General features: G+C 45.1%; 26 protein-coding genes and 2 pseudogenes. 15 read left to right on the forward strand and 13 right to left on the reverse strand.

The window, feature by feature from the left end:
• Positions 1–22 precede the first annotated feature (22 nt).
• Positions 23–529, reverse strand: coding sequence for a signal peptidase I (lepB, locus tag PUN35_RS09020; RefSeq protein WP_003233128.1), 507 nt, complete (start codon positions 527–529; stop codon positions 23–25).
• A gap of 1 nt (position 530) precedes the next feature.
• Entirely contained in the window at positions 531–1,154 is a 624-nt protein-coding gene (locus PUN35_RS09025) for a TVP38/TMEM64 family protein (RefSeq protein ID WP_014479375.1), read from the reverse strand.
• Between the two features lie 151 nt (positions 1,155–1,305).
• On the opposite strand from PUN35_RS09025, the gene PUN35_RS09030 reads away from it, so the two are divergent.
• The 3 genes from PUN35_RS09030 (at position 1,306) to PUN35_RS09040 (ending at position 3,542) form a co-directional block, all read left to right on the forward strand.
• Complete coding sequence (locus tag PUN35_RS09030) at positions 1,306–1,677, forward strand: YhjD family protein (protein ID WP_014476361.1); 372 nt, start codon at positions 1,306–1,308, stop codon at positions 1,675–1,677.
• Between the two features lie 198 nt (positions 1,678–1,875).
• Positions 1,876–2,076, forward strand: coding sequence for a DUF3311 domain-containing protein (locus PUN35_RS09035; RefSeq protein WP_003224377.1), 201 nt, complete (start codon positions 1,876–1,878; stop codon positions 2,074–2,076).
• Positions 2,073–3,542, forward strand: coding sequence for a sodium:solute symporter family protein (locus tag PUN35_RS09040; protein WP_014479374.1), 1,470 nt, complete (start codon positions 2,073–2,075; stop codon positions 3,540–3,542). The genes PUN35_RS09035 and PUN35_RS09040 overlap by 4 nt, the downstream gene beginning before the upstream one ends.
• Positions 3,543–3,585: 43 nt before the next feature.
• Here PUN35_RS09040 and PUN35_RS09045 read toward each other — a convergent pair whose 3' ends face one another.
• Positions 3,586–3,855 (reverse strand): excalibur calcium-binding domain-containing protein, encoded by a 270-nt coding sequence (locus PUN35_RS09045; protein ID WP_014479373.1) that lies wholly within the window; start codon positions 3,853–3,855, stop codon positions 3,586–3,588.
• 216 nt (positions 3,856–4,071) lie between these two features.
• Here PUN35_RS09045 and PUN35_RS09050 point away from each other — a divergent pair, with 216 nt between their 5' ends.
• Positions 4,072–4,971, forward strand: a complete 900-nt coding sequence (locus tag PUN35_RS09050; RefSeq protein ID WP_014479372.1) for an SDR family oxidoreductase — start codon at positions 4,072–4,074, stop codon at positions 4,969–4,971.
• A 44-nt stretch (positions 4,972–5,015) separates the two neighbouring features.
• On the opposite strand, the gene comK is transcribed toward PUN35_RS09050, so the two are convergent.
• Positions 5,016–5,594 (reverse strand): competence transcription factor ComK, encoded by a 579-nt coding sequence (gene comK, locus PUN35_RS09055; protein ID WP_003245329.1) that lies wholly within the window; start codon positions 5,592–5,594, stop codon positions 5,016–5,018.
• Positions 5,595–5,886: 292 nt separating this feature from the next.
• Between comK and PUN35_RS09060 the strand changes: the two genes are divergently transcribed.
• Positions 5,887–6,120 (forward strand): IDEAL domain-containing protein, encoded by a 234-nt coding sequence (locus PUN35_RS09060; protein WP_003233142.1) that lies wholly within the window; start codon positions 5,887–5,889, stop codon positions 6,118–6,120.
• Positions 6,121–6,147: 27 nt separating this feature from the next.
• Here PUN35_RS09060 and PUN35_RS09065 read toward each other — a convergent pair whose 3' ends face one another.
• The gene (locus PUN35_RS09065; protein WP_014479371.1) at positions 6,148–7,005 is read right to left on the reverse strand and encodes an SDR family oxidoreductase; all 858 of its coding nucleotides are present in this window, start codon (positions 7,003–7,005) and stop codon (positions 6,148–6,150) included.
• Positions 7,006–7,108: 103 nt separating this feature from the next.
• On the opposite strand from PUN35_RS09065, the pseudogene PUN35_RS09070 reads away from it, so the two are divergent.
• The 7 genes and pseudogenes from PUN35_RS09070 to phoE all read left to right on the forward strand — a co-directional run bounded on the left by PUN35_RS09070 (position 7,109) and on the right by phoE (position 13,958).
• Positions 7,109–8,637: pseudogene (locus PUN35_RS09070) on the forward strand (FAD-dependent oxidoreductase).
• A 255-nt stretch (positions 8,638–8,892) separates the two neighbouring features.
• Positions 8,893–9,270: pseudogene (gene hemAT / locus PUN35_RS22475) on the forward strand (heme-based aerotactic transducer HemAT); the annotation flags it as partial.
• A 6-nt stretch (positions 9,271–9,276) separates the two neighbouring features.
• Positions 9,277–10,074 carry a methyl-accepting chemotaxis protein gene (locus PUN35_RS22480; RefSeq protein WP_396125290.1) on the forward strand — a complete coding sequence of 266 codons (798 nt, stop codon included), beginning with the start codon at positions 9,277–9,279 and terminating at the stop codon, positions 10,072–10,074.
• A 134-nt stretch (positions 10,075–10,208) separates the two neighbouring features.
• Positions 10,209–10,769 (forward strand): biotin transporter BioY, encoded by a 561-nt coding sequence (locus PUN35_RS09080; protein ID WP_003233151.1) that lies wholly within the window; start codon positions 10,209–10,211, stop codon positions 10,767–10,769.
• A gap of 6 nt (positions 10,770–10,775) precedes the next feature.
• Positions 10,776–12,215, forward strand: a complete 1,440-nt coding sequence (locus PUN35_RS09085; RefSeq protein WP_014479366.1) for an acyl-CoA synthetase — start codon at positions 10,776–10,778, stop codon at positions 12,213–12,215.
• Positions 12,212–13,306 carry an acetyl-CoA C-acyltransferase gene (locus tag PUN35_RS09090; protein WP_014479365.1) on the forward strand — a complete coding sequence of 365 codons (1,095 nt, stop codon included), beginning with the start codon at positions 12,212–12,214 and terminating at the stop codon, positions 13,304–13,306. The genes PUN35_RS09085 and PUN35_RS09090 overlap by 4 nt, the downstream gene beginning before the upstream one ends.
• 70 nt (positions 13,307–13,376) lie before the next feature.
• On the forward strand, positions 13,377–13,958 hold the full coding sequence (phoE, locus tag PUN35_RS09095) for a phosphatase PhoE (protein WP_003233157.1): 582 nt from the start codon (positions 13,377–13,379) through the stop codon (positions 13,956–13,958).
• A gap of 31 nt (positions 13,959–13,989) precedes the next feature.
• Here the strand turns inward: phoE and PUN35_RS09100 are convergent, their stop codons facing one another.
• The 3 genes from PUN35_RS09100 to PUN35_RS09110 all read right to left on the reverse strand — a co-directional run bounded on the left by PUN35_RS09100 (position 13,990) and on the right by PUN35_RS09110 (position 16,686).
• On the reverse strand, positions 13,990–14,961 hold the full coding sequence (locus tag PUN35_RS09100; RefSeq protein WP_031600342.1) for an ABC transporter substrate-binding protein: 972 nt from the start codon (positions 14,959–14,961) through the stop codon (positions 13,990–13,992).
• Between the two features lie 211 nt (positions 14,962–15,172).
• Entirely contained in the window at positions 15,173–16,165 is a 993-nt protein-coding gene (locus PUN35_RS09105; RefSeq protein ID WP_003233163.1) for an NADPH:quinone oxidoreductase family protein, read from the reverse strand.
• A 71-nt stretch (positions 16,166–16,236) separates the two neighbouring features.
• The gene (locus PUN35_RS09110; protein ID WP_014479362.1) at positions 16,237–16,686 is read right to left on the reverse strand and encodes a GNAT family N-acetyltransferase; all 450 of its coding nucleotides are present in this window, start codon (positions 16,684–16,686) and stop codon (positions 16,237–16,239) included.
• Between the two features lie 442 nt (positions 16,687–17,128).
• Between PUN35_RS09110 and aprE the strand changes: the two genes are divergently transcribed.
• Positions 17,129–18,274, forward strand: coding sequence for a subtilisin AprE (aprE, locus tag PUN35_RS09115; RefSeq protein WP_014479360.1), 1,146 nt, complete (start codon positions 17,129–17,131; stop codon positions 18,272–18,274).
• A 38-nt stretch (positions 18,275–18,312) separates the two neighbouring features.
• On the opposite strand, the gene PUN35_RS09120 is transcribed toward aprE, so the two are convergent.
• The gene (locus tag PUN35_RS09120) at positions 18,313–19,593 is read right to left on the reverse strand and encodes a M48 family metallopeptidase (protein WP_003233175.1); all 1,281 of its coding nucleotides are present in this window, start codon (positions 19,591–19,593) and stop codon (positions 18,313–18,315) included.
• Positions 19,594–19,741: 148 nt separating this feature from the next.
• Here PUN35_RS09120 and PUN35_RS09125 point away from each other — a divergent pair, with 148 nt between their 5' ends.
• The gene (locus tag PUN35_RS09125) at positions 19,742–20,137 is read left to right on the forward strand and encodes a YhfM domain-containing protein (protein WP_014479359.1); all 396 of its coding nucleotides are present in this window, start codon (positions 19,742–19,744) and stop codon (positions 20,135–20,137) included.
• Between the two features lie 38 nt (positions 20,138–20,175).
• On the opposite strand, the gene lcfB is transcribed toward PUN35_RS09125, so the two are convergent.
• From lcfB to PUN35_RS09145, 4 genes are all read right to left on the reverse strand, one after another.
• On the reverse strand, positions 20,176–21,717 hold the full coding sequence (lcfB, locus tag PUN35_RS09130; RefSeq protein ID WP_017695353.1) for a long-chain-fatty-acid--CoA ligase LcfB: 1,542 nt from the start codon (positions 21,715–21,717) through the stop codon (positions 20,176–20,178).
• Between the two features lie 117 nt (positions 21,718–21,834).
• Positions 21,835–22,479, reverse strand: coding sequence for an SDR family oxidoreductase (locus tag PUN35_RS09135; RefSeq protein WP_014479357.1), 645 nt, complete (start codon positions 22,477–22,479; stop codon positions 21,835–21,837).
• 64 nt (positions 22,480–22,543) lie between these two features.
• Positions 22,544–23,539, reverse strand: coding sequence for a lipoate--protein ligase (gene lplJ, locus PUN35_RS09140; protein WP_014479356.1), 996 nt, complete (start codon positions 23,537–23,539; stop codon positions 22,544–22,546).
• Positions 23,540–23,551: 12 nt separating this feature from the next.
• Positions 23,552–24,286: an MBL fold metallo-hydrolase gene (locus PUN35_RS09145; RefSeq protein ID WP_014479355.1), complete on the reverse strand. Its 735-nt coding sequence runs from the start codon at positions 24,284–24,286 to the stop codon at positions 23,552–23,554.
• A gap of 157 nt (positions 24,287–24,443) precedes the next feature.
• Here PUN35_RS09145 and yhfH point away from each other — a divergent pair, with 157 nt between their 5' ends.
• Positions 24,444–24,578, forward strand: coding sequence for a protein YhfH (yhfH, locus tag PUN35_RS09150; protein WP_003244802.1), 135 nt, complete (start codon positions 24,444–24,446; stop codon positions 24,576–24,578).
• Positions 24,579–24,702: the final 124 nt, after the last annotated feature.

The following is a 24,702-nucleotide window of genomic DNA, read 5'->3' on the forward strand; positions in this document are numbered from 1 at the left end:
CGCCTCTTCAATTAGCGTCTTTTTATTCGGCATCAGAAATCACACCGACAATATTTTTTTCTCTTATCGGACCAAAATGCCGGCTGTCGAAGCTGTATATGCGATTATCTCCAACGACAAAATATTTTCCTTTCGGCACCTTGCTTGTTCCCGTCACATCTTTCAAAGAAAAATCACCCGTTACATGGCTGCCGGCAGAAACAGATTTCAAATGCTTCAAAAATGGCTCAGCAACCTGCTTTCCGTTCACATACAGCTGATCATCTTTATATTTGATCGTTTCACCGGGCAAGCCGATTACCCGTTTAATCAGCACTTTATGATCAGGGCCTTTAAAAAGGACGATGTCAAAACGATGGATGGTTTTAAATCGATGCGAAAATTTATTGACCAACAATTCGTTTCCTTCCTGGAAGGTCGGGTTCATACTGACGCCTTCTACCTTGTAATCAATAAAGACAGCATTTTTAACCTGAATGGCGAGAACAACGGACACTACACCGGCAAGAAACCAAAACCGTTTTTTCATGTTACTGTCTCCCTCCATCATGCTCACGCTGACTGGCTCTTACATACAGATACCGCTCCACCTTTTTGCCGACATACCATAAGACAGTGATCACCAATACGGCGATGACCGTTCGAATCGGCTGTGTAATCAGCGCGTGCAGATCATATCCGATGAAGCTGATCATAAAAATCATGACAAGCTTCCCCGAGGCTGCCGCCAAAATAAACGGCCGCGTTCCGATCCTTGACAAACCAGCAACAACATTCACTGCGGCTGACGGTGTAAATGGAAAACAAAGCAGAAGAAACATGGGACCGAAGCCGTGCCTTTCCACCCATAACATCAGCTTTCTTACAGACGGATGACTGCGGATAAATCCAAGCAATTTTCTCTGTCCGTATTGACGGACAATCAAAAATACGAGAATGGAACCAGCAGTTGATCCCGCCCAAGACAGGATGAATCCTTCCCACAAGCCAAACGAGTTCGTATTCGCCACCACAAACACGATCAGCGGCAAAAACGGGAGAAATGCTTCAATTAAAGGCAGCAGCACAGCTATGAGCGGACCGAAAGCCCTATAGCTTTGAAATAATTCAGTTAAATGTTCTTGTGTCAAATAGGATAAAAAATGCTCCAACATTTATACTCCTTACCGGGTTTGTCTATCCTTATTCTACACATTATCAGCAGAAAACTAAAAAGTTTTGGTGATTTTTTCTGTCTTGAAACATTTCACCAGCCGATATAGAATACAAATAGAACAAACGTTCCCTTAGAAAGAAGGAGTCAATATGCCAAATCTGCAGGAGGAAATATACGATTTAATTGAACGGGCTCTCTTTTTGCCCATGGCCATTACGATTTTTAACCGTGATCTCGCCGGAATTGAAGAAAGCACATTAAAATTGAAGCATCCTTATAAACAGCTTATCAGCGAATCATTAAAAATAGCACAAAAGGATTTGATGGAGGTCAGAAAAGAACTGAGGAAAAGAAAAATTGCAATCCGCGAGACGGAACGCGATGAAGCCTTTACGCTCTATACATTTGTCATCGACGGTTATGAAGAAAACCATCGCTATTTTAATCCGCGAATCCGTGAGCAGGTCAGCGAATTATTAACATACTATCTATTTGCCCCGGACAGACTCCGAGCCTTTTGAATCATACTGCCCGTTCCCTCTTCGGGCGATTCAGAGCATTAATTTCAGACAATTCACACTATACAAACAAAATAAATTTATTTATAATTCGAACCACAGCCTTTCACCCTAAAAAGTGACATGTGCTGCCATATCTGCGACATCATTTTCAGTACGCTTGGGCTTGTACACCCCAATCCTAAATAGAAGGAGGATTCTATGAAACTGATTCACGTTCTTGCCGCTTTGCCCTTTATCGGTATCTTACTCGGCATCCCTTTTGCAAATAAGGTGACCCCCTACGTGTTCGGCATGCCGTTTATTCTTGCCTATATTGTGATGTGGGCTCTTTTGACCTCTGCGCTGATGGCGATTGTGTATGTCCTCGACAAGGAAAATAAAAAGGAGGAAGCAGAATGAATGCAGCTCTCATCATCATTTTCGGTGTCCTGCTCTTGAGTATTTTTCTCGGTATACGCGCCCAAAAAGGAAAAGACATGAACCTGGAGCAGTGGACGGTTGGAGGGCGCGGCTTCGGAACTGTGTTCGTCTTCCTTTTGATGGCAGGCGAAATTTATACTACTTTTACGTTTCTCGGCGGCAGCGGCTGGGCCTACGGAAAGGGCGGTCCAGCCTTTTATATCATCGCCTACGGATGTCTGGCCTACATCCTTTCTTACTGGCTTCTTCCAGCAGTTTGGACGTACGCGAAACAGCATAAACTAATGTCGCAGTCTGATTTTTTCACAAAAAAATACAACAGTCCGCTGCTTGGCATTCTCGTTTCACTGGTCGGCATCGCCGCACTCATTCCCTATCTTGTACTGCAGCTGAAAGGCCTCGGGCTGATTGTATCGGAAACCTCGTACGGCAAAATCACCCCGACCGCCGCCATCTGGATCGGCGCTATTTCCATCACGGTTTATGTTATGGTTTCCGGCATTCACGGGTCTGCCTGGATATCGGTTGTGAAAGACATCATGATTCTGGTTGTCGTTCTGTTTTTAGGTGTGTATTTGCCAATTCATTACTACGGCGGATTTCAAGACATGTTTCAGCAGATTGAAACGGCAAAGCCTGGCTTTCTTACGCTCCCCGAATCGGGACAAAGTGCGGCATGGTTCAGTTCAACCGTACTCTTGACAGCGCTTGGTTTTTACATGTGGCCTCACACGTTTTCCGCTTCGTATTCAGCCGAAAACCCAAAAGTCTTTCGTAAAAACGCCATCATCATGCCTTTGTACCAGCTGGTCCTGCTCTTCGTCCTTTTCGTCGGCTTTGCGGCTATCCTGCAAGTTCCAGATCTGAAAGGCGCAGACGGGGATTTGTCGCTTTTGAAACTGTCTCTGCAAGCATTTGACCCTTGGTTTGTCGGAATTATCGGTGCTGCCGGACTGCTGACAGCACTTGTGCCAGGGTCTATGATCTTAATGTCCGCCTCCACACTGTTTGCAAAAAATGTGTACAAGGTAATCGCGCCCCGCACGACAGAACAGCAAGTATCGGCTCTTGCTAAGTTTTTAGTGCCGGTGATTGCGCTGATTTCGGTTTATTTTACCTTCAAAGGCGGGAATACCATCGTTACGCTGCTTTTGATGGGCTACAGCCTTGTCACACAGCTATTCCCCGCCCTTTTGTTCAGCCTGCTCAAGCATAATATGGTGACAAAACAGGGGGCCTTCGCTGGCATTATTGCAGGTGTTGGAGCAGTTACTTATATTACAATGACTGAAACGACGATCGGCACTTTATTTCCGGCTCTGCCGCAAGCCGCAAAAGACTTGAATGTAGGCATCGTCGCCCTGCTTTTGAATATCACGGTCATGATGGCAGTCAGCCTTATGACAAGGAAGGCGAAAAGCGCTGCGGCCGATCAGGCGGCTTAAGCAATAGAAAAAGCAATCTGGACACCAGATTGCTTTTTCTTATTTACCGTTCACAGGCGATAAGATCTTTATCGCGGTCTTTGTTTTTATTGGCATCATAAAGGTCCTTAGAGACGTAAGGCTTGTACTTTGTTTTTCCGCCTTTGTTTTTCGCCTTCGAAGTGCGGGCCACTCCGCCTTTGTATACTTTGTTTAACTCCTTGCAGTTCTTATAGACCTTCACCTTTGTTTTGGCTTCCGCCACATGGTCAGCTCCGTATGAAAAACCGAAAACGAGACCGAGTGACAGCAAAACCGCCACCGCTTTTTTCATGACGATTCACTCCCTCAACACCCAATATTTAGTTGATTTATAGCTCGAATTTATCATAATTCATATAGTCTTATTTGACAAGATAAATATGGAAGAAGGCTTTGTTTTTTCTTGTTTTCTTTTTCCTTCACTATTCAAACTGCCAAAACATGTTTTTCTGCTTATGCTCAGGGGTACACATACGAATGTACACCAAACAGAAAAGGAGCGTTGCTGATGTCTGATTCAAATCTTACGAATCCTATAAAAGCATTTTTTCATGATGAATTTCCCGAACAATATCAAGAACCGCCAGGCCTGCAAAAGAACATGAAGCCTGTCCCTGATTGCGGAGAAAAAAGCTACAAAAGATCAGGTAAACTAACGGGTCGAAAAGCGCTTGTCACGGGCGGCGATTCCGGTATCGGCCGCGCTGCCGCAATTGCTTACGCCAGAGAAGGTGCCGATGTGGCCATTAACTACTTGCCCGAGGAACAGCCAGATGCTGAAGAGGTAAAAGAACTGATCGAAGCAGAAGGTCGAAAAGCAGTGCTGATCCCCGGAGACTTGAGCGACGAATCCTTTTGCCAAGATCTGGTCAAACAGGCGCAGCAGGAGCTCGGAGGACTTGATGTGCTAGCGCTCGTTGCAGGCAAACAGAAAGCAGTCGAAAACATCGAAGATCTGCCTACTGAACAAATCTATAAAACATTTGAAGTGAACGTCTTTTCCCTTTACTGGGTTGTAAAAGCGGCGCTTCCGTATTTGCCGGAGGGAGCTTCAATTATCACAACTACCTCAGTTGAAGGCTATAATCCAAGCCCGATGCTGTTAGATTACGCAGCAACGAAAAACGCCATTATCGGCTTTACCGTCGGACTGGGAAAACAGCTTGCTTCCAAAGGCATCAGAGTAAATTCAGTTGCGCCCGGACCAATTTGGACACCGCTGCAAATTTCCGGCGGACAGCCGACGGAAAACATCCCGAAATTCGGACAAGGCACGCCGCCAGCCCCATTAACTCGCGCTGGGCAGCCAGCGGAATTGGCTGATGTTTATGTATTTCTAGCTTCAGAGAATTCAAGCTATGTGACCTCTCAGGTATACGGAATCACCGGAGGAATTCCGACGGCATAGGTTTATGAAAGGAGCTGCCCTGTGGGTCAGCTCCTTTCTATTTTCTAATACCGCTCCCCGAGCTCACGCAAAATAAAATCATAAATCATCTTCGTCCGCTCTTCCTTCGGGTACAGCATAAATTCCTGCCTTTTCGGCACGCGGTGGTCGATTCTGTCTTGGAACTTGGTTCTAAGCCACGCTGTTCGATATACCTGGTTCTCGAACGAATTATAAGAGATCGGCAGCTCCATCGTTTTCCCATTTGAAAACGTCACTTCCGTATCGTCGAATTCAGTCGCTTTGAATTCTTTTACATGCACATGGGAAATCCAGCCGCATTGGGGTCTTGTCGAAGAAAGTGTAGGGAATAAAAAGATTTGATTCGAAGGGTCCACCATGATTGGCGGCTTGTGTGAAATTTTTGTCACTTCATAAGTTCCTGCTTTTCTTCCCGCATAGCTTGATCCAAAAAATCGGCAGCTTCTGTCGACAATTTGCAGCGGCTTCATGTTGACATAAAACACGCAATCTTTTTCAATAATTTTGGAACAGATTTTGCCGTCTATTTCTTCTGGCAGCACGGCAATTGTTGCGCCGTTCACTTCATACGATTCTAAAGGTGCGTCTGTTTTCTGACTCATATTATGGCCTCCATCCTTTTTCTGCAAAATTTATACTAATAATCTATCATCTGTTTTTATAAAACGACAGGTTTTTTTAACATTTAAGATAAAATCATCTTTTAATGATATTTAATGGTGCTAAATGACTAGTAATAAACCGATTTTACTTTCATAAGACTTGCCGGTTTACGGCATTTTGCAGGATATGTCGATAGATTGCCAAGTATTAGTTGTCTAAAAATTATAAAAATTTATTGATTTTTTCGACCGTTATCCATATACTATAAAAAAGGCATTGGGGGGATTCTTTATGAAAGAGAAAAAATCGTACACTGAGCTCATGAAGTCCCGCAACACGCAAAAAACAAAAGAATTCGATGTCACAATGACGGATATCTACATTCAAATGGTGCTCGATGAATCCTTGTATAACCGTCGGCTTGCCATGCTGACGGACCAAATTAACAAAGCCTTGGACGAAAAAGATAAAGATGCGTTTCTTACGCTCTCTAAAGAATATGCAGCGCTCAAGCAGAGCGAATAAGCCAATCCTTCAAGGATTGGCTTTTTATTATCCGTTCACAATTGTTCCGCCATTGACGTGAATCGTCTGCCCTGTGACGTATGTGGAATCGTCGCTGGCAAGGTATAGATAGCTTGGCGCCACTTCGACCGGCTGTCCCGGGCGTTCCATCGGCACGTCTGAACCAAACACTTCCACGTCTTTTGCGGCAAAGCTGGCCGGGATAAGCGGTGTCCAAATGGGACCCGGTGCCACTGCATTGACCCGTATGCCCTGCTGAACAAGCGACTGGGAAAGGGACCTTGTAAACGTAACGATCGCGCCTTTTGTCGCTGAATAATCGATCAGCGTTTTATTGCCTTTATAGGCGGTAATTGAAGCGGTATTAATAATAGAGCTCCCTTTTTTTAAATGAGGCAGCACTGCCTTTGTTAAGTAAAACATAGAAAAAATGTTTGTTTGGAAGGTTCTGATCAGCTGGTGGCTGGTGATTTTTTCAATGCTGGGCTGGACATGCTGCTCAGCTGCATTGTTAACCAATATATCAATGGATGGAAACACTTGGCTTGCCTGCCCGACCACATCATTGCAAAACGCTTCATCCCCGACATCTCCTGCAATCAGCAGGCATTTTACCCCTTCCTTTTCTACATACTGCTTTGTTTCCTCGGCGTCCTGATGTTCATTCAAATAAACAATGACCACATTAGCCCCTTCTTTTGCGAATAACACCGAGACAGCGCGTCCAATCCCGCTGTCTCCTCCAGTAATAATAGCGGTTTTGCCCTCTAATTTTTTCGCTTTCTTCGGCTTATCAAAAACCGGACGCGGGTCCATAAGATATTCAAAACCAGGCTGCTGGTTCTGTTGCTGAGGCGGTAATGTTTTCTTTTTTTGATTCGCCAATGAAATCACTCCTTTTCAACCTTATTATGTTATGAACAATACCTGCTTCCTATGTATGAAAAGATAGAATATGGAGAATAAATCTGATTGGAGGTATAACGGCTTGGCTAATCAACATTTTGCAAAGGAAGCACCTGAAACATACTGGAAAACATCAACTGACCTGCCTTCTTTTCCTGCGCTTCAAGAGGACACTGAATGTGACATCACCATTATCGGAGGCGGGATTACAGGAATCACAACGGCATATGAACTTACGAAGAGAGGCTTCCGTGTCGTTTTGATTAAAGCAAATCAGGTTCTTAAGGAACCACTGCGCATACAACTGCTAAAGTTACCGCACAGCATGACATAATATACGACGAATTTATCCGCAATTTTGGATTAAACCATGCGAGGCTTTATTATGAAGCAAACCAAAACGCAATCGATTACATAAAAGGCATTGTGGATGAACATCAAATTGAATGCGAATGGATCGAGCAAGACGCATATCTTTATACGGCAAATGAAAACGCTGTTCAAAAAATCCGCACCGAGCATGAGGCATACACAAAGCTCGGAATTGAAAGAGACCTTGTCAAGGATCTTCCAATTCCCTTAGGTTCTAAGCTGGCGCTTGTCATGAAGAATCAAGCTCAATTTCATCCGCTGCAATACTTAAAAGCGCTTCTGGAGCAAATTGTTCAAAAAGGCGGCCGAATTTATGAGGAGACCGTTGCGCTTGATATCAAAAAAGGCGAAAGGCCCGAAGTGGTAACTAAAAGCCGGCACGCCATTAAGAGCCGCTTTATCATATGCTGTTCCCACTTCCCTTTTTATGACGGAGGCGGATTATATGCTGCGAGAATGTACTCCGACAGATCTTATGTCCTTGCCATCAAGCCGAAGATCGAGTATCCCGAGGGCATGTATTTGAGTATCGATCAGCCGTCAGTGGCGCTCCGCTATACGGTTGTAAACGGTGAAAAGCTGATTCTCTTCAGCGGAGTAAGCCATAAAACAGGGCAGGGAAAAGACATGTCTACACATTATGAAACACTGAGACAACTAGCCGAAAGCACCATCGGCATCGAAAGCATTCCATATTATTGGTCCACCTAAGATCTAGTGACGATCGACAAAATCCCATTTATCGGGCCGATGTCTGAAAATGAGGACAATATTCTAGTAGCGACCGGGTTCAAAAAATGGGGCATGACGTCCTCAGCAATCGCCGCCACTTTATTGTCAGACCTTGTGGAGAAAAAAGACAATCCATACGAAAGCATTTTCACGCCGTCCCGTTTCCATCTGAATCCCGGGTTGCAGAAAGTAATTTCCTACAATGCAGATGTCGCCAAGCATTTGATTAAAGGAAAGCTTGAAAAGCCAGATGTCCAATTTGAAGACATTGCGTCAGGAGAAGGGAAAGCCGTCACCATAAACGGCAGGCGAGCGGGAGCATTTCGGGATGAGACAGGCTGCCTCCATTTCGTTGATACGACTTGTACCCATTTAGGCTGCGAGGTCGAGTGGAACGACAGTGAGCATACGTGGGATTGTCCGTGCCATGGATCACGCTTTAAGCCTTCTGGCGAAGTTGTAGAGGGTCCGGCCATTAAACCATTAAAGCAAATAGATCTCGATTAAACCGTTCATTTTAATGAACGGTTTTTCAAATATTTTTCATCTGCAGCTTCATTCATGTTTCCCTTGGCCGATAAAAAAGAAAAAGGCTTAAAAAGCCAAAAAGTAAAAATTATATTTTTCCCAAGGGGGATCATTGTATTGTTATTTAAAAAAGACAGAAAACAAGAAACAGCTTACTTTTCAGATTCAAACGGACAGCAAAAAAACCGCATTCAGCTCACAAACAAACATGCAGATGTCAAAAAACAGCTCAAAATGGTCAGGCTGGGAGATGCTGAGCTTTACGTGTTAGAGCAGCTTCAGCCACTGATTCAAGAAAATATCGTATACATCGTCGATGCGTTTTATAAAAATCTTGACCATGAAAGCTCATTGATGGATATCATTAATGATCACAGCTCAGTTGACCGCTTAAAACAAACGTTAAAACGGCATATTCAGGAAATGTTTGCAGGTGTTATCGATGATGAATTCATTGAAAAGCGAAACCGAATCGCCTCCATCCATTTAAGAATCGGCCTTCTGCCAAAATGGTATATGGGCGCATTTCAAGAACTCATTTTGTCAATGATTGACATTTATGAAGCGTCCATTACAAATCAGCAAGAACTGCTAAAAGCCATTAAAGCAACAACAAAAATCTTGAACTTAGAACAGCAGCTTGTCCTTGAAGCGTTTCAAAGCGAGTACAACCAGACCCGTGATGAACAAGAAGAAAAGAAAAACCTTCTTCATCAGAAAATTCAAGAAACCTCTGGATCGATTGCCAATCTGTTTTCAGAAACAAGCAGATCAGTTCAAGAGCTTGTGGACAAATCTGAAGGCATTTCTCAAGCATCCAAAGCCGGCACTGTAACATCCAGCACTGTTGAAGAAAAGTCGATCGGCGGAAAAAAAGAGCTAGAAGTCCAGCAAAAACAGATGAACAAAATTGACACAAGCCTTGTCCAAATCGAAAAAGAAATGGTCAAGCTGGATGAAATCGCGCAGCAAATTGAAAAAATCTTCGGCATCGTCACAGGCATAGCTGAACAAACAAACCTTCTCTCGCTCAATGCATCTATTGAATCCGCCCGCGCCGGAGAACACGGCAAAGGCTTTGCTGTCGTGGCAAATGAAGTGCGGAAGCTTTCTGAGGATACGAAAAAAACCGTCTCTACTGTTTCTGAGCTTGTGAACAATACGAATACACAAATCAACATTGTATCCAAGCATATCAAAGACGTGAATGAGCTAGTCAGCGAAAGTAAAGAAAAAATGACGCAAATTAACCGCTTATTCGATGAAATCGTCCACAGCATGAAAATCAGCAAAGAGCAATCAGGCAAAATCGACGTCGATCTGCAAGCCTTTCTTGGAGGGCTTCAGGAAGTCAGCCGCGCCGTTTCCCATGTGGCCGCTTCCGTTGATTCGCTTGTCATCCTGACAGAAGAATAACCATCAAAAACCGGTCTGCCATACGGCCGGTTTTTTTGCGTTCATTATGTAAACTTAAATTAAAAATAAGTTGACATAATAATTACCTGCATTTATTGTATAACCATATTTGATTACTGTTTGGAGGATTTCACATGCTGAAATTAATCGACATGATGCATATTGCGATTTTCACCGCGCTGATGGCAGTGCTCGGCTTTATGCCCCCTCTCTTCTTATCCTTTACACCTGTTCCGATTACATTGCAAACACTTGGTGTCATGTTGGCAGGCAGCATTCTCAGGCCAAAGTCTGCTTTCTTAAGCCAGCTTGTCTTTTTGCTGCTCGTCGCCTTCGGAGCGCCGCTGTTGCCCGGCGGACGAGGCGGTTTTGGTGTGTTTTTCGGACCGAGCGCAGGCTTTTTGATTGCTTATCCCCTCGCTTCATGGCTGATCAGTTTAGCCGCTAACAGGCTGCGGAAGGTGACAGTATTGCGTCTCTTTTTCACTCATATCGTATTCGGCATCATCTTTATTTATCTGCTTGGTATTCCGGTACAAGCTTTTATCATGCATATTGATTTGTCACAGGCCGCCTTCATGAGCCTTGCATATGTGCCTGGTGATTTGATAAAAGCGGCTGTATCTGCATTTCTGGCGATAAAAATCACTCAAGCCTTGTCTCTTTCTGATACGATGTTTACAAAAGGAGGATGACACTACATGACAATTACTCATACCTATTCATCTACTGCCGAAACATCGCCCGGCCGTGTAGCGATCCAGACTGAATCGGAGCAAATCACGTACCATGATTGGGATCGGCTTGTCTCTCAAACCGCAAATTGGCTGCGGTCACAGCCGAGCATGCCGAATCGTGTGGCGATCCTGCTCCCAAATAGTCTGGCGTTTTTACAGCTGTTTGCCGGAGCCACAGCGGCTGGATGCACAGCCATTCCCATCGACACACGCTGGAGCCCGGCTGAATGTAAGGAGCGGCTGTCCATAAGCAATGCGGATCTTGTGGTTACTTTAGCCTTTTTCAAAAACAAACTGACAGATAGCCAGACACCTGTTGTTTTGCTGGATAACTGTATGGCAGATATTTCTGAAGCAACCGCTGATCCCTTGCCTACCATTGATCCGGAGCACCCTTTTTATATGGGATTTACGTCGGGCTCGACAGGAAAACCGAAGGCCTTTACGCGATCTCACCGCTCATGGATAGAGAGCTTTACCTGTACAGAAACAGATTTTTCGATTTCATCAAATGACACGGTATTGATTCCCGGGACGTTAATGTCCTCTCACTTCTTATACGGGGCAGTCAGCACTTTGTTTCTTGGAGGAACCGTTTGTTTGCTGAAAAAGTTTTCTCCTGCCAAAGCGAAGGAATGGCTGTGCCGTGAATCCATCAGTGTTCTCTATACCGTACCGACGATGACAGACGCCCTCGCAAGGATTGAGGGTTTTCCCGACAGTCCCGTCAAAATCATTTCATCCGGCGCAGACTGGCCGGCAGAATCCAAGGAGAAGCTTGCCGCTGCATGGCCTCATCTCAAGCTGTACGATTTTTACGGCACATCAGAGCTTAGTTTTGTGACGTTTTCTTCACCGGAAGACAGCAAACGGAAGCCGCATTCAGCGGGCCGCCCTTTTCATAATGTCCGGATCGAAATCCTCAACGCTGGAGGAGAACGCTGCCAGCCAGGAGAAATCGGAAAAATATTTGTCAAAAGCCCGATGAGGTTTTCCGGCTATGTGAACGGCAGCACACCAGATGAATGGATGACAGTAGATGATATGGGCTACGTTGATGAAGAGGGCTTTCTATACATATCAGGAAGAGAAAACGGGATGATTGTGTACGGAGGATTAAATATTTTCCCAGAAGAAATTGAACGTGTGCTTCTCGCCTGCCCAGAGGTTGAAAGCGCGGCTGTCGTTGGCATTCCCGACGAGTATTGGGGAGAAATCGCTGTAGCTGTCATTCTTGGAAACGCTAATGCCAGAACACTGAAAGCCTGGTGTAAACAGAAATTAGCCTCCTATAAAATTCCGAAAAAATGGGTGTTTGCAGACAGCTTGCCGGAAACGAGCAGCGGAAAAATTGCCCGTTCCAGAGTGAAAAAATGGCTGGAAGAGAGTGTACAGTATAAATGAATGCGGTTATTATTGATGCAAAACGAACGATCTTTGGAAATCAAAACGGACTGCTGAAGCCCTTCCTGCCGGAGGATTTGGCGGCTCCCATCATCCGCTGTCTCAGCCGAAAGCTAGAGGATCAAGTTGACGAGGTCATTCTCGGAAACGCTACTGGCAGAGGCGGCAACCTGGCCAGACTGTCAGCCCTTCAAGCCGGACTGCCTTTATCAGTTCCCGGAATGACAATTGACAGACAGTGCGGCTCCGGCCTTGAAGCTGTGCGCTATGCCTGCAGCCTTATTCAAGCAGGAGCCGGCACGATGTATATCGCGGGCGGCTCAGAAAGCAGCAGCCAATCCCCTTTTTCAGAACGGGCTCGCTTTTCTCCAGATGCGATCGGCGATCCAGACATGGGCATTGCGGCAGAATATACGGCTGCACGCTATTCCATCAGCAGAAGCATGCAGGATGAGTACGCGCTTCTCAGCCATCAACGCAGCAGGAACGCGCATGAGGAAGGATTTTACCGTGAAGAAGTTGTTGCTCTCGGGGAATTGGAGACGGACGAAGCATTTTTGAAAACGCGGCCAATAGAAGCGATTATTCCCCGTGCAAAGCCGGTTTTCGACACCAGCTCCGGAACAGTCACAGCAGCCAACAGCAGTGGCATAGCAGACGGAGCAGCGGCTCTTTTGGTAATGGAAGAAGAAAAAGCGGCAGCCCTGGGACTTAAGCCTGTGCTTCGGTTTATCGGCAGCGCTGTCAGCGGGATTCACCCCAACTATCCGCCCGCGGCACCGGTTGATGCGATCCGTAATCTCTTACATACACACGATGTAACACCTGAGGATATCGGTTTATTTGAAATCAATGAAGCCTTTGCCGTCAAAATTTGTGTCTGCTCGCAAGAACTCGGCATTCCCTTTTCAAAAATCAATGTGCGCGGCGGCGCATTAGCTCTTGGCCATCCGTACGGTGCATCAGGTGCAGCTCTGGTAACCAGATTGTTTTATGAAGCGAAAAGACGGACAGACTGTCAATATGTTGTTGCAGCCATCGGAAGCGGCGGCGGAATTGGACTGGCTTTATTATTTGAAGTTCTTGCATAGGCTTTTTCATAGGACACACGCTTTCGATTTAGTATAATAGCGATATGAATAAAGTCAGGAAGGGGATTTTATGACAGCCGTTTGTTTAGTAAGACATGGAGAAACCGATTGGAACCTGCAGCAAAAATGCCAAGGCAAAACCGATATCCCGCTAAACGCAACAGGTGAACGCCAAGCAAGAGAAACCGGAGAATATGTAAAGGACTTTTCTTGGGATATTATTGTGACGAGCCCGCTGAAAAGAGCGAAAAGAACCGCGGAAATTATTAATGAATATCTGCATCTTCCGATAGTCGAGATGGATGATTTTAAGGAACGCGATTACGGCGACGCGGAGGGCATGCCGCTGGAGGAACGGACAAAGCGCTATCCAGATAACATCTATCCGAATATGGAAACCTTAGAAGAACTCACTGACAGGCTGATGGGCGGTTTGGCAAAAGTGAACCAGGCGTATCCAAACAAGAAGGTGCTGATCGTGGCGCACGGTGCGGCAATTCACGCCCTGCTGACAGAAATATCCGGCGGTGACCCGGAGCTTCAAAGCACCCGTCTCGTCAACGCCTGCCTCAGCAACATTGAATTTGCAGAAGAAAAATGGCGGATAAAAGACTATAATATCAACAGCCACTTATCCGGCTTTATCAAATAAGAAAAAGACAGGCGTTTGCCTGTCTTTTCTTTTATTTCTTAGCAGCCGGCATCTCTTTTTGAAGCTCGTCCAAAATGGCATTCGCCCCGTCTACACTGCGGCGCAAAGACCATACCGCACGGTCCACGTGGTATACATGCCCGTTTTTCACTGCCTTCAGCTTTTTCCAAAGGACATTCTTTTCGATCGGGCGTTTAACGTCGGCGTCGAGGTCATCTGTTTTTCCTGTCATCAGGATGATCACATCCGGATCTGTTTTCAGCAGCTGCTCCAGTGTCATTTTCATATTCACAGAGTCGCCGCCATTGCTTGAATCGCTATTGCCTGATGTACTGATTGCATATCGATAGCCGACCTGTGTTAAAAGTCTCGATGTAAAGAAGTTTTCATCCCTGGCCATAATCGTATCATTTGTATTTCCGATCAAAAGCACGGACTGGCTGTTCGCGCTGATTTTCTGCTTTGTCTCGCTAAGCTTTTCTTCATGCGCCATCAGCTTTTTCTCCATTTCCTTCTCCTTGCCGACTGCTTTTGCAATCGTAAGCGAAGCGTCAATTGTATCCTGATAATCAGCATTTAAATTATTAAGCGCAATCGTCGGCGCTATTTTTTTCAGCTGATCGTACACCTTCTTATGCCGGGTCGTGTCAGCAATAATTAAATCGGGTTTTAATGAAGCAATCTTTTGCATGCTTGGCTGTGAGCGAGTGCCGACAGATGTGTAGCCGTCAATTTTCTTCAGCACATCCTTGTTGATCAGCTGCTTCGCTTTGTTGTCATCGGCAACCCCGACAGGCGTAATGCCGAGATCAAGCAGTGTATCAATAAAACCAAGCTCAAGAACAACAACCCGCTTCGGATGCTCAGGCACATTTGTCTTCCCTAAATCATGTGTTACCGCCACTTTATGTTCTTTACTGTTTTGATTGCCGCTTGAAGACGAGCAAGCAGCCGTTAAGACAGAAAGAAGTAAAACTGTAAGAATAATCAGTGTTTTTTTCATAGGTTCCAGTCTCTCCTGTTGGTAGTTTCTATGGTTAAGATGTCCAAGAGTAGTATAACACGGAATGAGAATCATTATCACTAATTGTTTTTCAAATGAGAAGAGAAAGTTCAGTTTACAGGAAAATTTAGTTTCGCGACACAGCAGTTCAGCAGCTGATCATCCTGTCCACAAAAAAGCTTGCAGAAAAATAACTTGCAAGCTGATCCTGTTAAAGCTTCACAATCACTCTTCCTTGAATGCGATTTTGCAAAATATCTTTTAACGCACCCGGCGTTTCTTCCAATGATACTTCCCTGTCCACGATGGTCAGCAGCTGATCAGGCTTGAGATCAGAAGACATGCGCTCCCAAACAGCGGCTCTGACGTCCATCGGACAGTATACTGAATCGATTCCGAGCAGGCTTACTCCGCGAAGAATAAAAGGATACACCGTTGCCGGAACTTCTCCTCCGCCGGTTAAGCCGCTCACTGCGACAGATCCGCCGTATTGAATTTTGCTTAAAAGCGAGGCAAGCTGTTTTCCGCCGACTGGATCAACCGCTCCCTGCCATTGCTGCTTGGACAGCGCCTTAAGCGTTCCGTCATAGACATCTTCCCTGCTGATTACTTCGCTTGCACCGAGCTGTTTCAAATAATCAGCCGCCTCCCGGTTTCCGGTGCTTGCCACCACATCATAGCCCCGCTTGTTCAGCATCGATACCGCAATTCCGCCGACACCGCCGGTTGCTCCTGTGACTAGCACGCTGCCTTTTTCCGGAGACAGACCATTCTGTTCAAGCCGATGCACTGATAACGCCGCAGTAAATCCCGCCGTTCCGTACACCATCGCTTCTTTTAACGAAAGATTCTGTGGCAAAGGCACCAGCCAGTCACCAGGCACCGAAGCGTATTCACTTAATCCGCCATCACGGGAGACACCGAGCTCATAGCTTGTCGCGATCACCTCATCCCCCTCCGCAAAACGCGGATCATTGGAAGAGACGACCGTACCCGCAGCATCAATGCCTAAAATAAGTGGATACTCTCTGACGATATTGCCTCCTGCTTTTCCGGCCAGACCATCTTTGTAATTGATGCCGGAATAAGCAACTTTAATCAGGACACCATCCTTAGGCAAATCCTCTGTTGATATGGTTTTCACATGGACTGAAACATCATCGGCATTTTTTTCTGCCTGCAATGCTTGAAATAACGTTGACATTCGGCACACTCCTTTTCATTTATATCGTAACCGAAGAACGTTCAAAAAACCAAATCATCAAGCTGCCATTTTCACTTCGCCGGCACATTGAGAGAATAATGGACAAATCCGGTATCCTCTTCATAGCCGTTTTGCTCATACAAGCTTCTTGCCTTCCTGTTGTGGTGCTCAGTCTGAAGCGTTAAACATTTTGCCCCGTTTTCCCCTGCATAATCCTTTGCGGCAGAAAGTAGCCGGCCGCCCGCTCCCTTTGTACGAGCATAAGGAGCGACAAATAAGTCATTTAATATGTAGATCCTTTTCATTGACACAGAAGAAAACGTTGGATAGAGCTGGGTAAAACCTATGAATTCTCCATTTTCTTCTGCTGTCAAAATAACAGACTCATGATTTTCCAAACGAGCTTTCAAAAAAGCCTCCGCCCCTTGCAAATCGGATGCCTGTCTATAAAATTCCCGATATTGGTTAAACAGCGGCGCGAGGGCTGCTGCATCTGATGTCTTTGCTTGGCGAATGTTCATCTCATTTCTTCCTCCCTCTCAATAAATTTTTTCATTCTATCCCTAATCGAATTTTCTGTAAAGTTTATTTTCCAGAATACTTTTATCATCATGCATTGAAAAAAGATCACGATAATATCAATTGTTCTCACGGAAGCATATGCAGGTCATTCGAACGAATTTTTTCGACAGGAATTTGCCGGGACTCAGGAGCATTTAACCTAAAAAAGCATGACATTTCAGCATAATGAACATTTACTCATGTCTATTTTCGTTCTTTTCTGTATGAAAATAGTTATTTCGAGTCTCTACGGAAATAGCGAGAGATGATATACCTAAATAGAGATAAAATCATCTCAAAAAAATGGGTCTACTAAAATATTATTCCATCTATTACAATAAATGCACAGAATAGTCTTTTAAGTAAGTCTACTCTGAATTTTTTAAAAGGAGAGGGTAAAGAGTGAGAAGCAAAAAATTGTGGATCAGCTTGTTGTTTGCGTTAACGTTAATCTTTACGATGGCGTTCAGCAACATGTCTGCGCAGGCTGCCGGAAAAAGCAGTACAGAAAAGAAATACATTGTCGGATTTAAGCAGACAATGAGTGCCATGAGTTCCGCCAAGAAAAAGGATGTTATTTCTGAAAAAGGCGGAAAGGTTCAAAAGCAATTTAAGTATGTTAACGCGGCCGCAGCAACATTGGATGAAAAAGCTGTAAAAGAATTGAAAAAAGATCCGAGCGTTGCATATGTGGAAGAAGATCATATTGCACATGAATATGCGCAATCTGTTCCTTATGGCATTTCTCAAATTAAAGCGCCGGCTCTTCACTCTCAAGGCTACACAGGCTCTAACGTAAAAGTAGCTGTTATCGACAGCGGAATTGACTCTTCTCATCCTGACTTAAACGTCAGAGGCGGAGCAAGCTTCGTTCCTTCTGAAACAAACCCATACCAGGACGGCAGTTCTCACGGTACGCATGTCGCCGGTACGATTGCCGCTCTTAATAACTCAATCGGTGTTCTGGGCGTAGCGCCAAGCGCATCATTATATGCAGTAAAAGTGCTTGATTCAACAGGAAGCGGCCAATATAGCTGGATTATTAACGGCATTGAGTGGGCCATTTCCAACAATATGGATGTTATCAACATGAGCCTTGGCGGACCTACTGGTTCTACAGCGCTGAAAACAGTAGTTGATAAAGCGGTTTCCAGCGGTATCGTCGTTGCTGCCGCAGCCGGAAACGAAGGTTCATCCGGAAGCACAAGCACAGTCGGCTACCCTGCAAAATATCCTTCTACTATTGCAGTAGGTGCGGTAAACAGCAGCAACCAAAGAGCTTCATTCTCCAGCGTAGGTTCTGAGCTTGATGTAATGGCTCCTGGCGTGTCCATCCAAAGCACACTTCCTGGAGGCACTTACGGCGCTTATAACGGAACGTCCATGGCGACTCCTCACGTTGCCGGAGCAGCAGCGCTAATTCTTTCTAAGCACCCGACTTGGACAAACGCGCAAGTCCGTGATCGTTTAGAAAGCACTGCAACATATCTTGGAAACTCTTTCTACTATGGAAAAGGGTTAATCAACGTACAAGCAGCTGCACAATAATAGTAAAAAGAAGCAGGTTCCTCCATACCTGCTTCTTTTTATTTGTCAGCATCCTGATGTTCCGGCGCATTCTCTTCTTTCTCCGCATGTTGAATCCGTTCCATGATCGAAGGATGGCTGCCTCTGAAAATCTTCACAAGCACCGGAGGATCAACCTGGCTCAGCCCCGTCACGGCCAAATCCTGAAACGTTTTAACAGCGGCTTCTCTGTTCTCTGTCAACTCGATCCCATACTGGTCAGCCTTATTCTCCTGATAACGCGAGACAGCATTAGAAAAAGGCGTCACCGCAAAGCTCAAAACAGAAAACAAAAGCAATAACAGCGGAAGTGCCGCAAGATCATGCCGTCCTTCTAAATGAAACATGCTGCGGGTTAGGCGAACCGTCCGCTTGTAAAGCTTATCAATGACATAAAATCCGGCGAGCGACACGAGCAAATAACCAGCCAGACCGATGTAAACGTGCTTCATGACATAATGGCCCATTTCGTGGCCCATAATAAACAGGATTTCTGAATCGTCAAGTTTGTTCAGCGTCGTATCCCACAATACAATCCGTTTATTGGCCCCAATTCCTGTAACATAGGCATTCAGCGCATTTGTTTTTTCTGACATGTTCACTTCATATACATGGTCAGCCGGAATATTGGCTTCATCTGCCAGCTCTAAAATTTTGCTTTCAAGCTCTTTGTTTTTCAGCGGATAAAAATCATTGTATAAAGGATCGATAATGACCGGCTGAATAAAAAACAGAAACAGCGAAAACGGCACTGTTAACAGCCAGGCGTATAACCACCATTTTTTTTCATGCCTTTTGATCAGCCAATAAAAAACGAGAACGCAAAGCGTAAAGATTGGAAAGCTGATCCAAAAGCTGATAACCTGATCCTTAGCCCAGCTGGCCGTTGTCTGTGTGGAAATGTTATAGTCAAGCGATACTTGATAGCCTATCCAATCTAAAGGCAGCGTCACCAATGTTGTAATCAGCGAAAGCACAAACACAAAACCAACGGTCTGCAAAAACCGAAAAGGCACGGCCGCTTCGATCCATTTCTTGATTTTCTTTGAAACACCGCTGACAAGCAGAACAAAAAACAGAAACCAATCAAGTGGTACCCCGATAAAAAATAAAAAATTCTTGACATTCGAATACTGCTCGGCCACTGCCAACTCAGACGGCTTCATGAAAGAAGCCGGATCAGCCTGCGTCCCTTTCACGGCTTCCGGTATTGCGGAATCACCCGACAGGAAAAAATACCAATAAAAAAACAGCCCGTACAGCACGTAAGCAAGTCCTGCTGCCGCAATCCACTTGCGCATAACGCCTCACTCCTCACATCAACCCGTTACTTCTATTGTAATCATAAATTCAAATTCTTAGAACCAAGCTGTGTTCCGCACTTTTCCACCCTTTTAAGCATGGAAAGCCCGATCGCTGGGAAAACTAACAATGTTTGGAGTGATGCAAATGAAAAAAATAGTGGCAGCCATCGTGGTAATCGGTCTTGTGTTTATCGCATTTTTTTATCTTTACAGCCGATCAGGCGATGTGTATCAATCGGTAGACGCGGATTTGATCACACTGTCTTCAAGCGGCCAGGAAGATATCGAGATTGAAAAAAGACAGCACGTCAAAGATATGCTGGATATTATGAATCAGGGAAAACAGGTGAAGACAGAAAAAACATCAGCCCCTGATTACGAAGGGACAATCAAGTTTCATAAAGACCGGTATGACTCATTCAGACTATGGATTGACGGCAGCCAGCAAGCCGTTTTTTCGAAGGATGGCACATACTACAAATTGAGCAAAAATGATACAAAGGCGCTGCTAAATATTATTAAAAAAGAAGCAAAGGATTGAAAATGAAAAAGCGAAGCTAACCGCTTCGCTTTTTCATTTTATTGGGGCAAAATATCTCTCAGTGCCCGTCTGAGCATTTTCCCCGTCGCATTTTTCGGAATATCGTCAAGAAACGTAATGGCGGCAGGCCGCTTGTATTTTGCCAGATGCTTTTCACAGTGCTGCATGATGTCCTCCTCTGTTACCCCAGAGCGTTTCGGCACCACATATCCCTTTACCGCTTCCCCGCTTTGGGGGTCCGGCACGCCGATGACAACCGCCTCCTTGACGTCCGGATGGCTGTACAGCACCTCCTCCACCTCCCGCGGATACACATTGTATCCTCCTACAATGATCATGTCTTTTTTCCGGTCAACAATGTAAAAATAGCCGTCCTCATCCCGTCTTGCCAAGTCCCCCGTATAAAGCCACCCGTCTTTTAATGCATGCTCTGTTTCCATCGGCATTTTATAATAGCCCTTCATCACATTGGGGCCTTTCACGATCAATTCGCCGACCTGGTGAGCGGGCAGCTCGCGTCCGAGCGGATCTACGACCTTGTTTTCGACATGTAAGATACTTGTCCCGATGGAGCCCGGCTTCCTGCCCCTGTCAAACGGGTTAAAGCACGTGACGGGTGATGCTTCCGAGAGCCCGTAGCCTTCCAAAATGGTAACACCGAATTTTTCTTCAAACGCCGTCAGCAACGCGACTGGCATGGCCGCGCCTCCCGAAATGCACAGCCGGATCGAAGAAAAATCATCTTTCTTTCCGTTTTCATGCTGAAACAAGTAGTTATACATTGTAGGCACACCGGCAAAAATGGTCGCCTGCTGCTGCCTAACAAGCTTAAAAACAGATGCCGGACTGAATTGAGGCTCAATCAAGACAGTTGCGCCGCTCATCAGCGGTGCATTCATACAGACGGTTAAACAAAACACGTGAAACATGGGAAGAGCGCAGACCACATTGTCCCTCTCATCCATTCCCAAATAGCCTGCGACATCGTTGGCATTGCTGTACAAATTCTGATGAGTCAGCATTGCGCCTTTCGGTTTTCCAGTCGTTCCTGACGTATATAAAATAACCGCGGTATCATCAGGGACAAGTTCTTGGTTTTGTTTAGCAGCAGATGTCGGCCGCAATATTTTTGCAAACGTTGTCATTTTCATCCTGACCTCTGGGTCCGCAGCTTCCGGCTCTGCCTCCCCCGTCTGGCATAAAATGACGAGCTCAACCTTTGGCAGCGATTCATGCATGCTCTCATAAAGCGGCAAAAGCTGGCTAACGCCCACGATCGCCTTTACATCGCCATTTGTCAGCATATAACCAATTTCTGTCGGCGTGTACAACGGATTGATGGGAACAACCACGATCCCAGCTTTTAAAGCGCCAAAAAACGCGATGATAAAATCAGGCGAATTGCCAAGCAGCAAAGCTAGATGGTCCCCTTTCTCCATACCGGCCTCCTGAAGGCCGTCCGCAAATCGCTGAATATATTCATTCAGCTCTTGATACGTCATCATGTGATCTTTAAACCTGCATGCGATGCTGTCGGGCTTCTCAGATGCTGTTTCTTCCAATTTTGAAACAAGATTCATTCTCCCACCCCTTAAAGTGAATGAATAGTCATTCATTATTGAAGCCAAGCTTTCTCCTCCATTATAGAGAAACAGAAAAAAACACTCAAGAGCAAAAAGCCCTGAGTGTCAGTACTGTCATAGTTTCTTCAATGCTTCGGCAATCGGCGTATCTCCTTCTGTCAGATCAAAGGCCCGATTTTCCGTATTCTTCTCATCTAAAGAGGCAATGACCGTTTTTGCAACGTCCTCACGGGAAATAAATCCCCGCTCCAGATCCTTCGCTGCTGAAACAGTTCCCGTTCCAGGCTCATTGCGAAGGCCTCCCGGACGGATAATCGTATAGGTTAAACCGCTCGCTTCCAGAATTTTATCAGCATAATGCTTGGCCACATAATAAGGTTTGAGTGCCTCATTCCAATTTTCACGGTTATGGGCTTGCAGGGCGCTGATCATAATAAACCGTTTGATTCCGGCAATGTCCGCAGCTTCAATGGCTTTTGCCGCTCCATCAAGATCCACCAGCAGCGTTTTATCATAGCCTGTGCTGCCGCCGGAACCGGCTGTGAAAATGATCGCGTCACAGCCTTTTGCCGCAGCGGCGATTTCTTCCGGGCTGCCCTCCAGATTCGCAAGCACAGCTTCTGCACCGGCAGCTTCAAGAGACGCTTTCTGTTCTTCTTTTCTGACCATCGCTCTGATGGAATGATCAGGATTATCTTGGAATAAAGAGACGAGTCTTTGCCCGATTTGTCCGTTCGCTCCGATTAAAAACACTTTCATGTGAATCCCTCCTGCCTCCATTATTTCAAAAACACAACCGCTCTTTCAAACGATGTGTTTTGCCTTAATAAATCAGATCAAGGAAATCCTCTTTCGTAATGTTCCCAAAGTAATGCTTGAGATTCACACCTTCGAGCACATCAGCGATGACGCTGCGTTCGTATTGTTTTCCGACCAGCAGGTTTTCAATTTCAGATACATCACCGACACCGAAGAAATCTCCGAAGATTTTGCAGTCCTCGATTTTGCCTTTCTTGACCTCTAGGCGCAAATCGATCGATCCAACCGGATAACGTTTCGAATGATTAAGGTTAAATTTCGGTGAGCGGCCGTAGTTCCAATCCCAATTCTGATAGCGCTCTTTCGAAATTTGATGAATGGTCTCCCAATCTTTTTCCGTCAGCTTATACTCCGGCACGTTTCCAATGTCGTTCGTGTTAAAAATATGGCGAAGCAAATGGCTGCGGAATTCTTCGGTGGTCATTTTATCATCGAGAAACTCACTGATGTTTGCCACTCGGCTTCTGATCGATTTGATGCCTTTTGATTCAATTTTATCCTTTTTCACCTTTAATGCTGATACAACATGATCAATGGCTGAATCAAACATGAGGGTGCCGTGGCTGAAAATACGGCCTTTCGTTGCAAACTGAGCGTTTCCGGATATTTTCCGGCCATCCACTACAATGTCGTTCCGGCCGCTTAATTCGGCTTCAACTCCAAGCTGATGTAACGCCTGAATCACCGGCTCAGTGAATTTTTTAAAGTTATGAAAGCTGTCCCCGTCATCCTTGGTAATAAAGCTGAAGTTCAAGTTCCCCAGATCATGGTACACAGCTCCCCCGCCTGATAAACGGCGGACGACGATAATCCCGTTTTCCTCAACATATTTTGTATTGATTTCTTCTATTGTATTTTGGTTTTTTCCAATGATAATAGACGGTTGATTCACATAAAAGAGCAAATATTGCTGTTCAGGGTCTAAATGCTTTACACAGTACTCCTCGATAGCAAGATTGATCCGCGGATCATTGATATTTTGATTGTCTATAAATAACATGGTGCTCCTCCTTTATCCTTCCCACACAAAACCTGATTTCGCAATATACACTTCTCCGTTAAAAACGGTTTTCGCTTCTTTGCGAAGATTGTCATGCACGCCAAAATGCGGCAAATGTGTCAGCAGCAGTTCTCCCGCTCCCGCTTCTTTTGCAATGCGCCCGGCTTCCAGGCTGTTCATATGGCCTGCACTTGTTCCGTCTTGATCGGCATAAAAATTGCATTCTGAGATCAATAAATCAGCATCTTTCGAAAACGGTATAAATGAATCCTGATAGCTGGAATCAGCAGTATAAACAACAGTGTGACTGCCGTCAGTAATCCGCATGGCATAGCACGTCACCGGGTGAATCGTTTTTAAAAAGGTAATCGTAAACGGACCGGCAGTCAGCGGCTGATCCGGCTGATAGGCGATCCCTTTCGTATGTGTTTTATATGTAAGCTTTTGAAACTGTTCTATATCAGCATCATGTCCGTAAATCGGAAGCGTATGCTCTCCTTTGCCGAGAAACGAACCGACTTGCTTGGCAAATTGCAGCGGCCCGATATCAGCGATATGGTCATGGTGATAATGAGACAGAACGACCGCATCCAGCTTTTCCGCCGGCACATATCCGAACAGCTTAGACAAAACGGCACTGCCGCAATCAACAAGCAGAGAGTAATCACCTGACTGAAACAAATAGCCTGACGTCGCTTCATTTGCGGCCGGAAAACCGCCATAGCATCCGATAACTGTAACTTTCATAATGTCCTCCTATCTTTTCAAAAAAATTGATCCTCCTTCAATATACCCATTTTTCTTGAAAAAAGCATGTTTTAAACATTGTATCAAAACAGTTATTGATTTTTGCAATCTGTTATATTACAATGAAATCACTACAAAGGGGAAAGAGGGATTGGTTATGCTGGGGAAAATCACAGAATTTTTTAGAAACCTGCCTTCGAAAAAGTGTGCGGAATGCGGAAAAAAGATAGAAGAGCAGCATGAGTGCTATGGTAATATCTGCAATGACTGTATAAAAGTAAACGATTTGTAATGAGCGAAAATCCCGCGCCTTACGCGTGGGATTTTCTTATTTTTTCACATATCTCTTAATTTTGAAATAATAGTCAGGTTAGGTCAAAGCTCACCTGTTTTTAGATAATTCTGGTGATTATCAT

Source organism: Bacillus sp. N3378-2at (genome assembly GCF_033412715.1).
Taxonomy (GTDB): domain Bacteria; phylum Bacillota; class Bacilli; order Bacillales; family Bacillaceae; genus Bacillus; species Bacillus subtilis.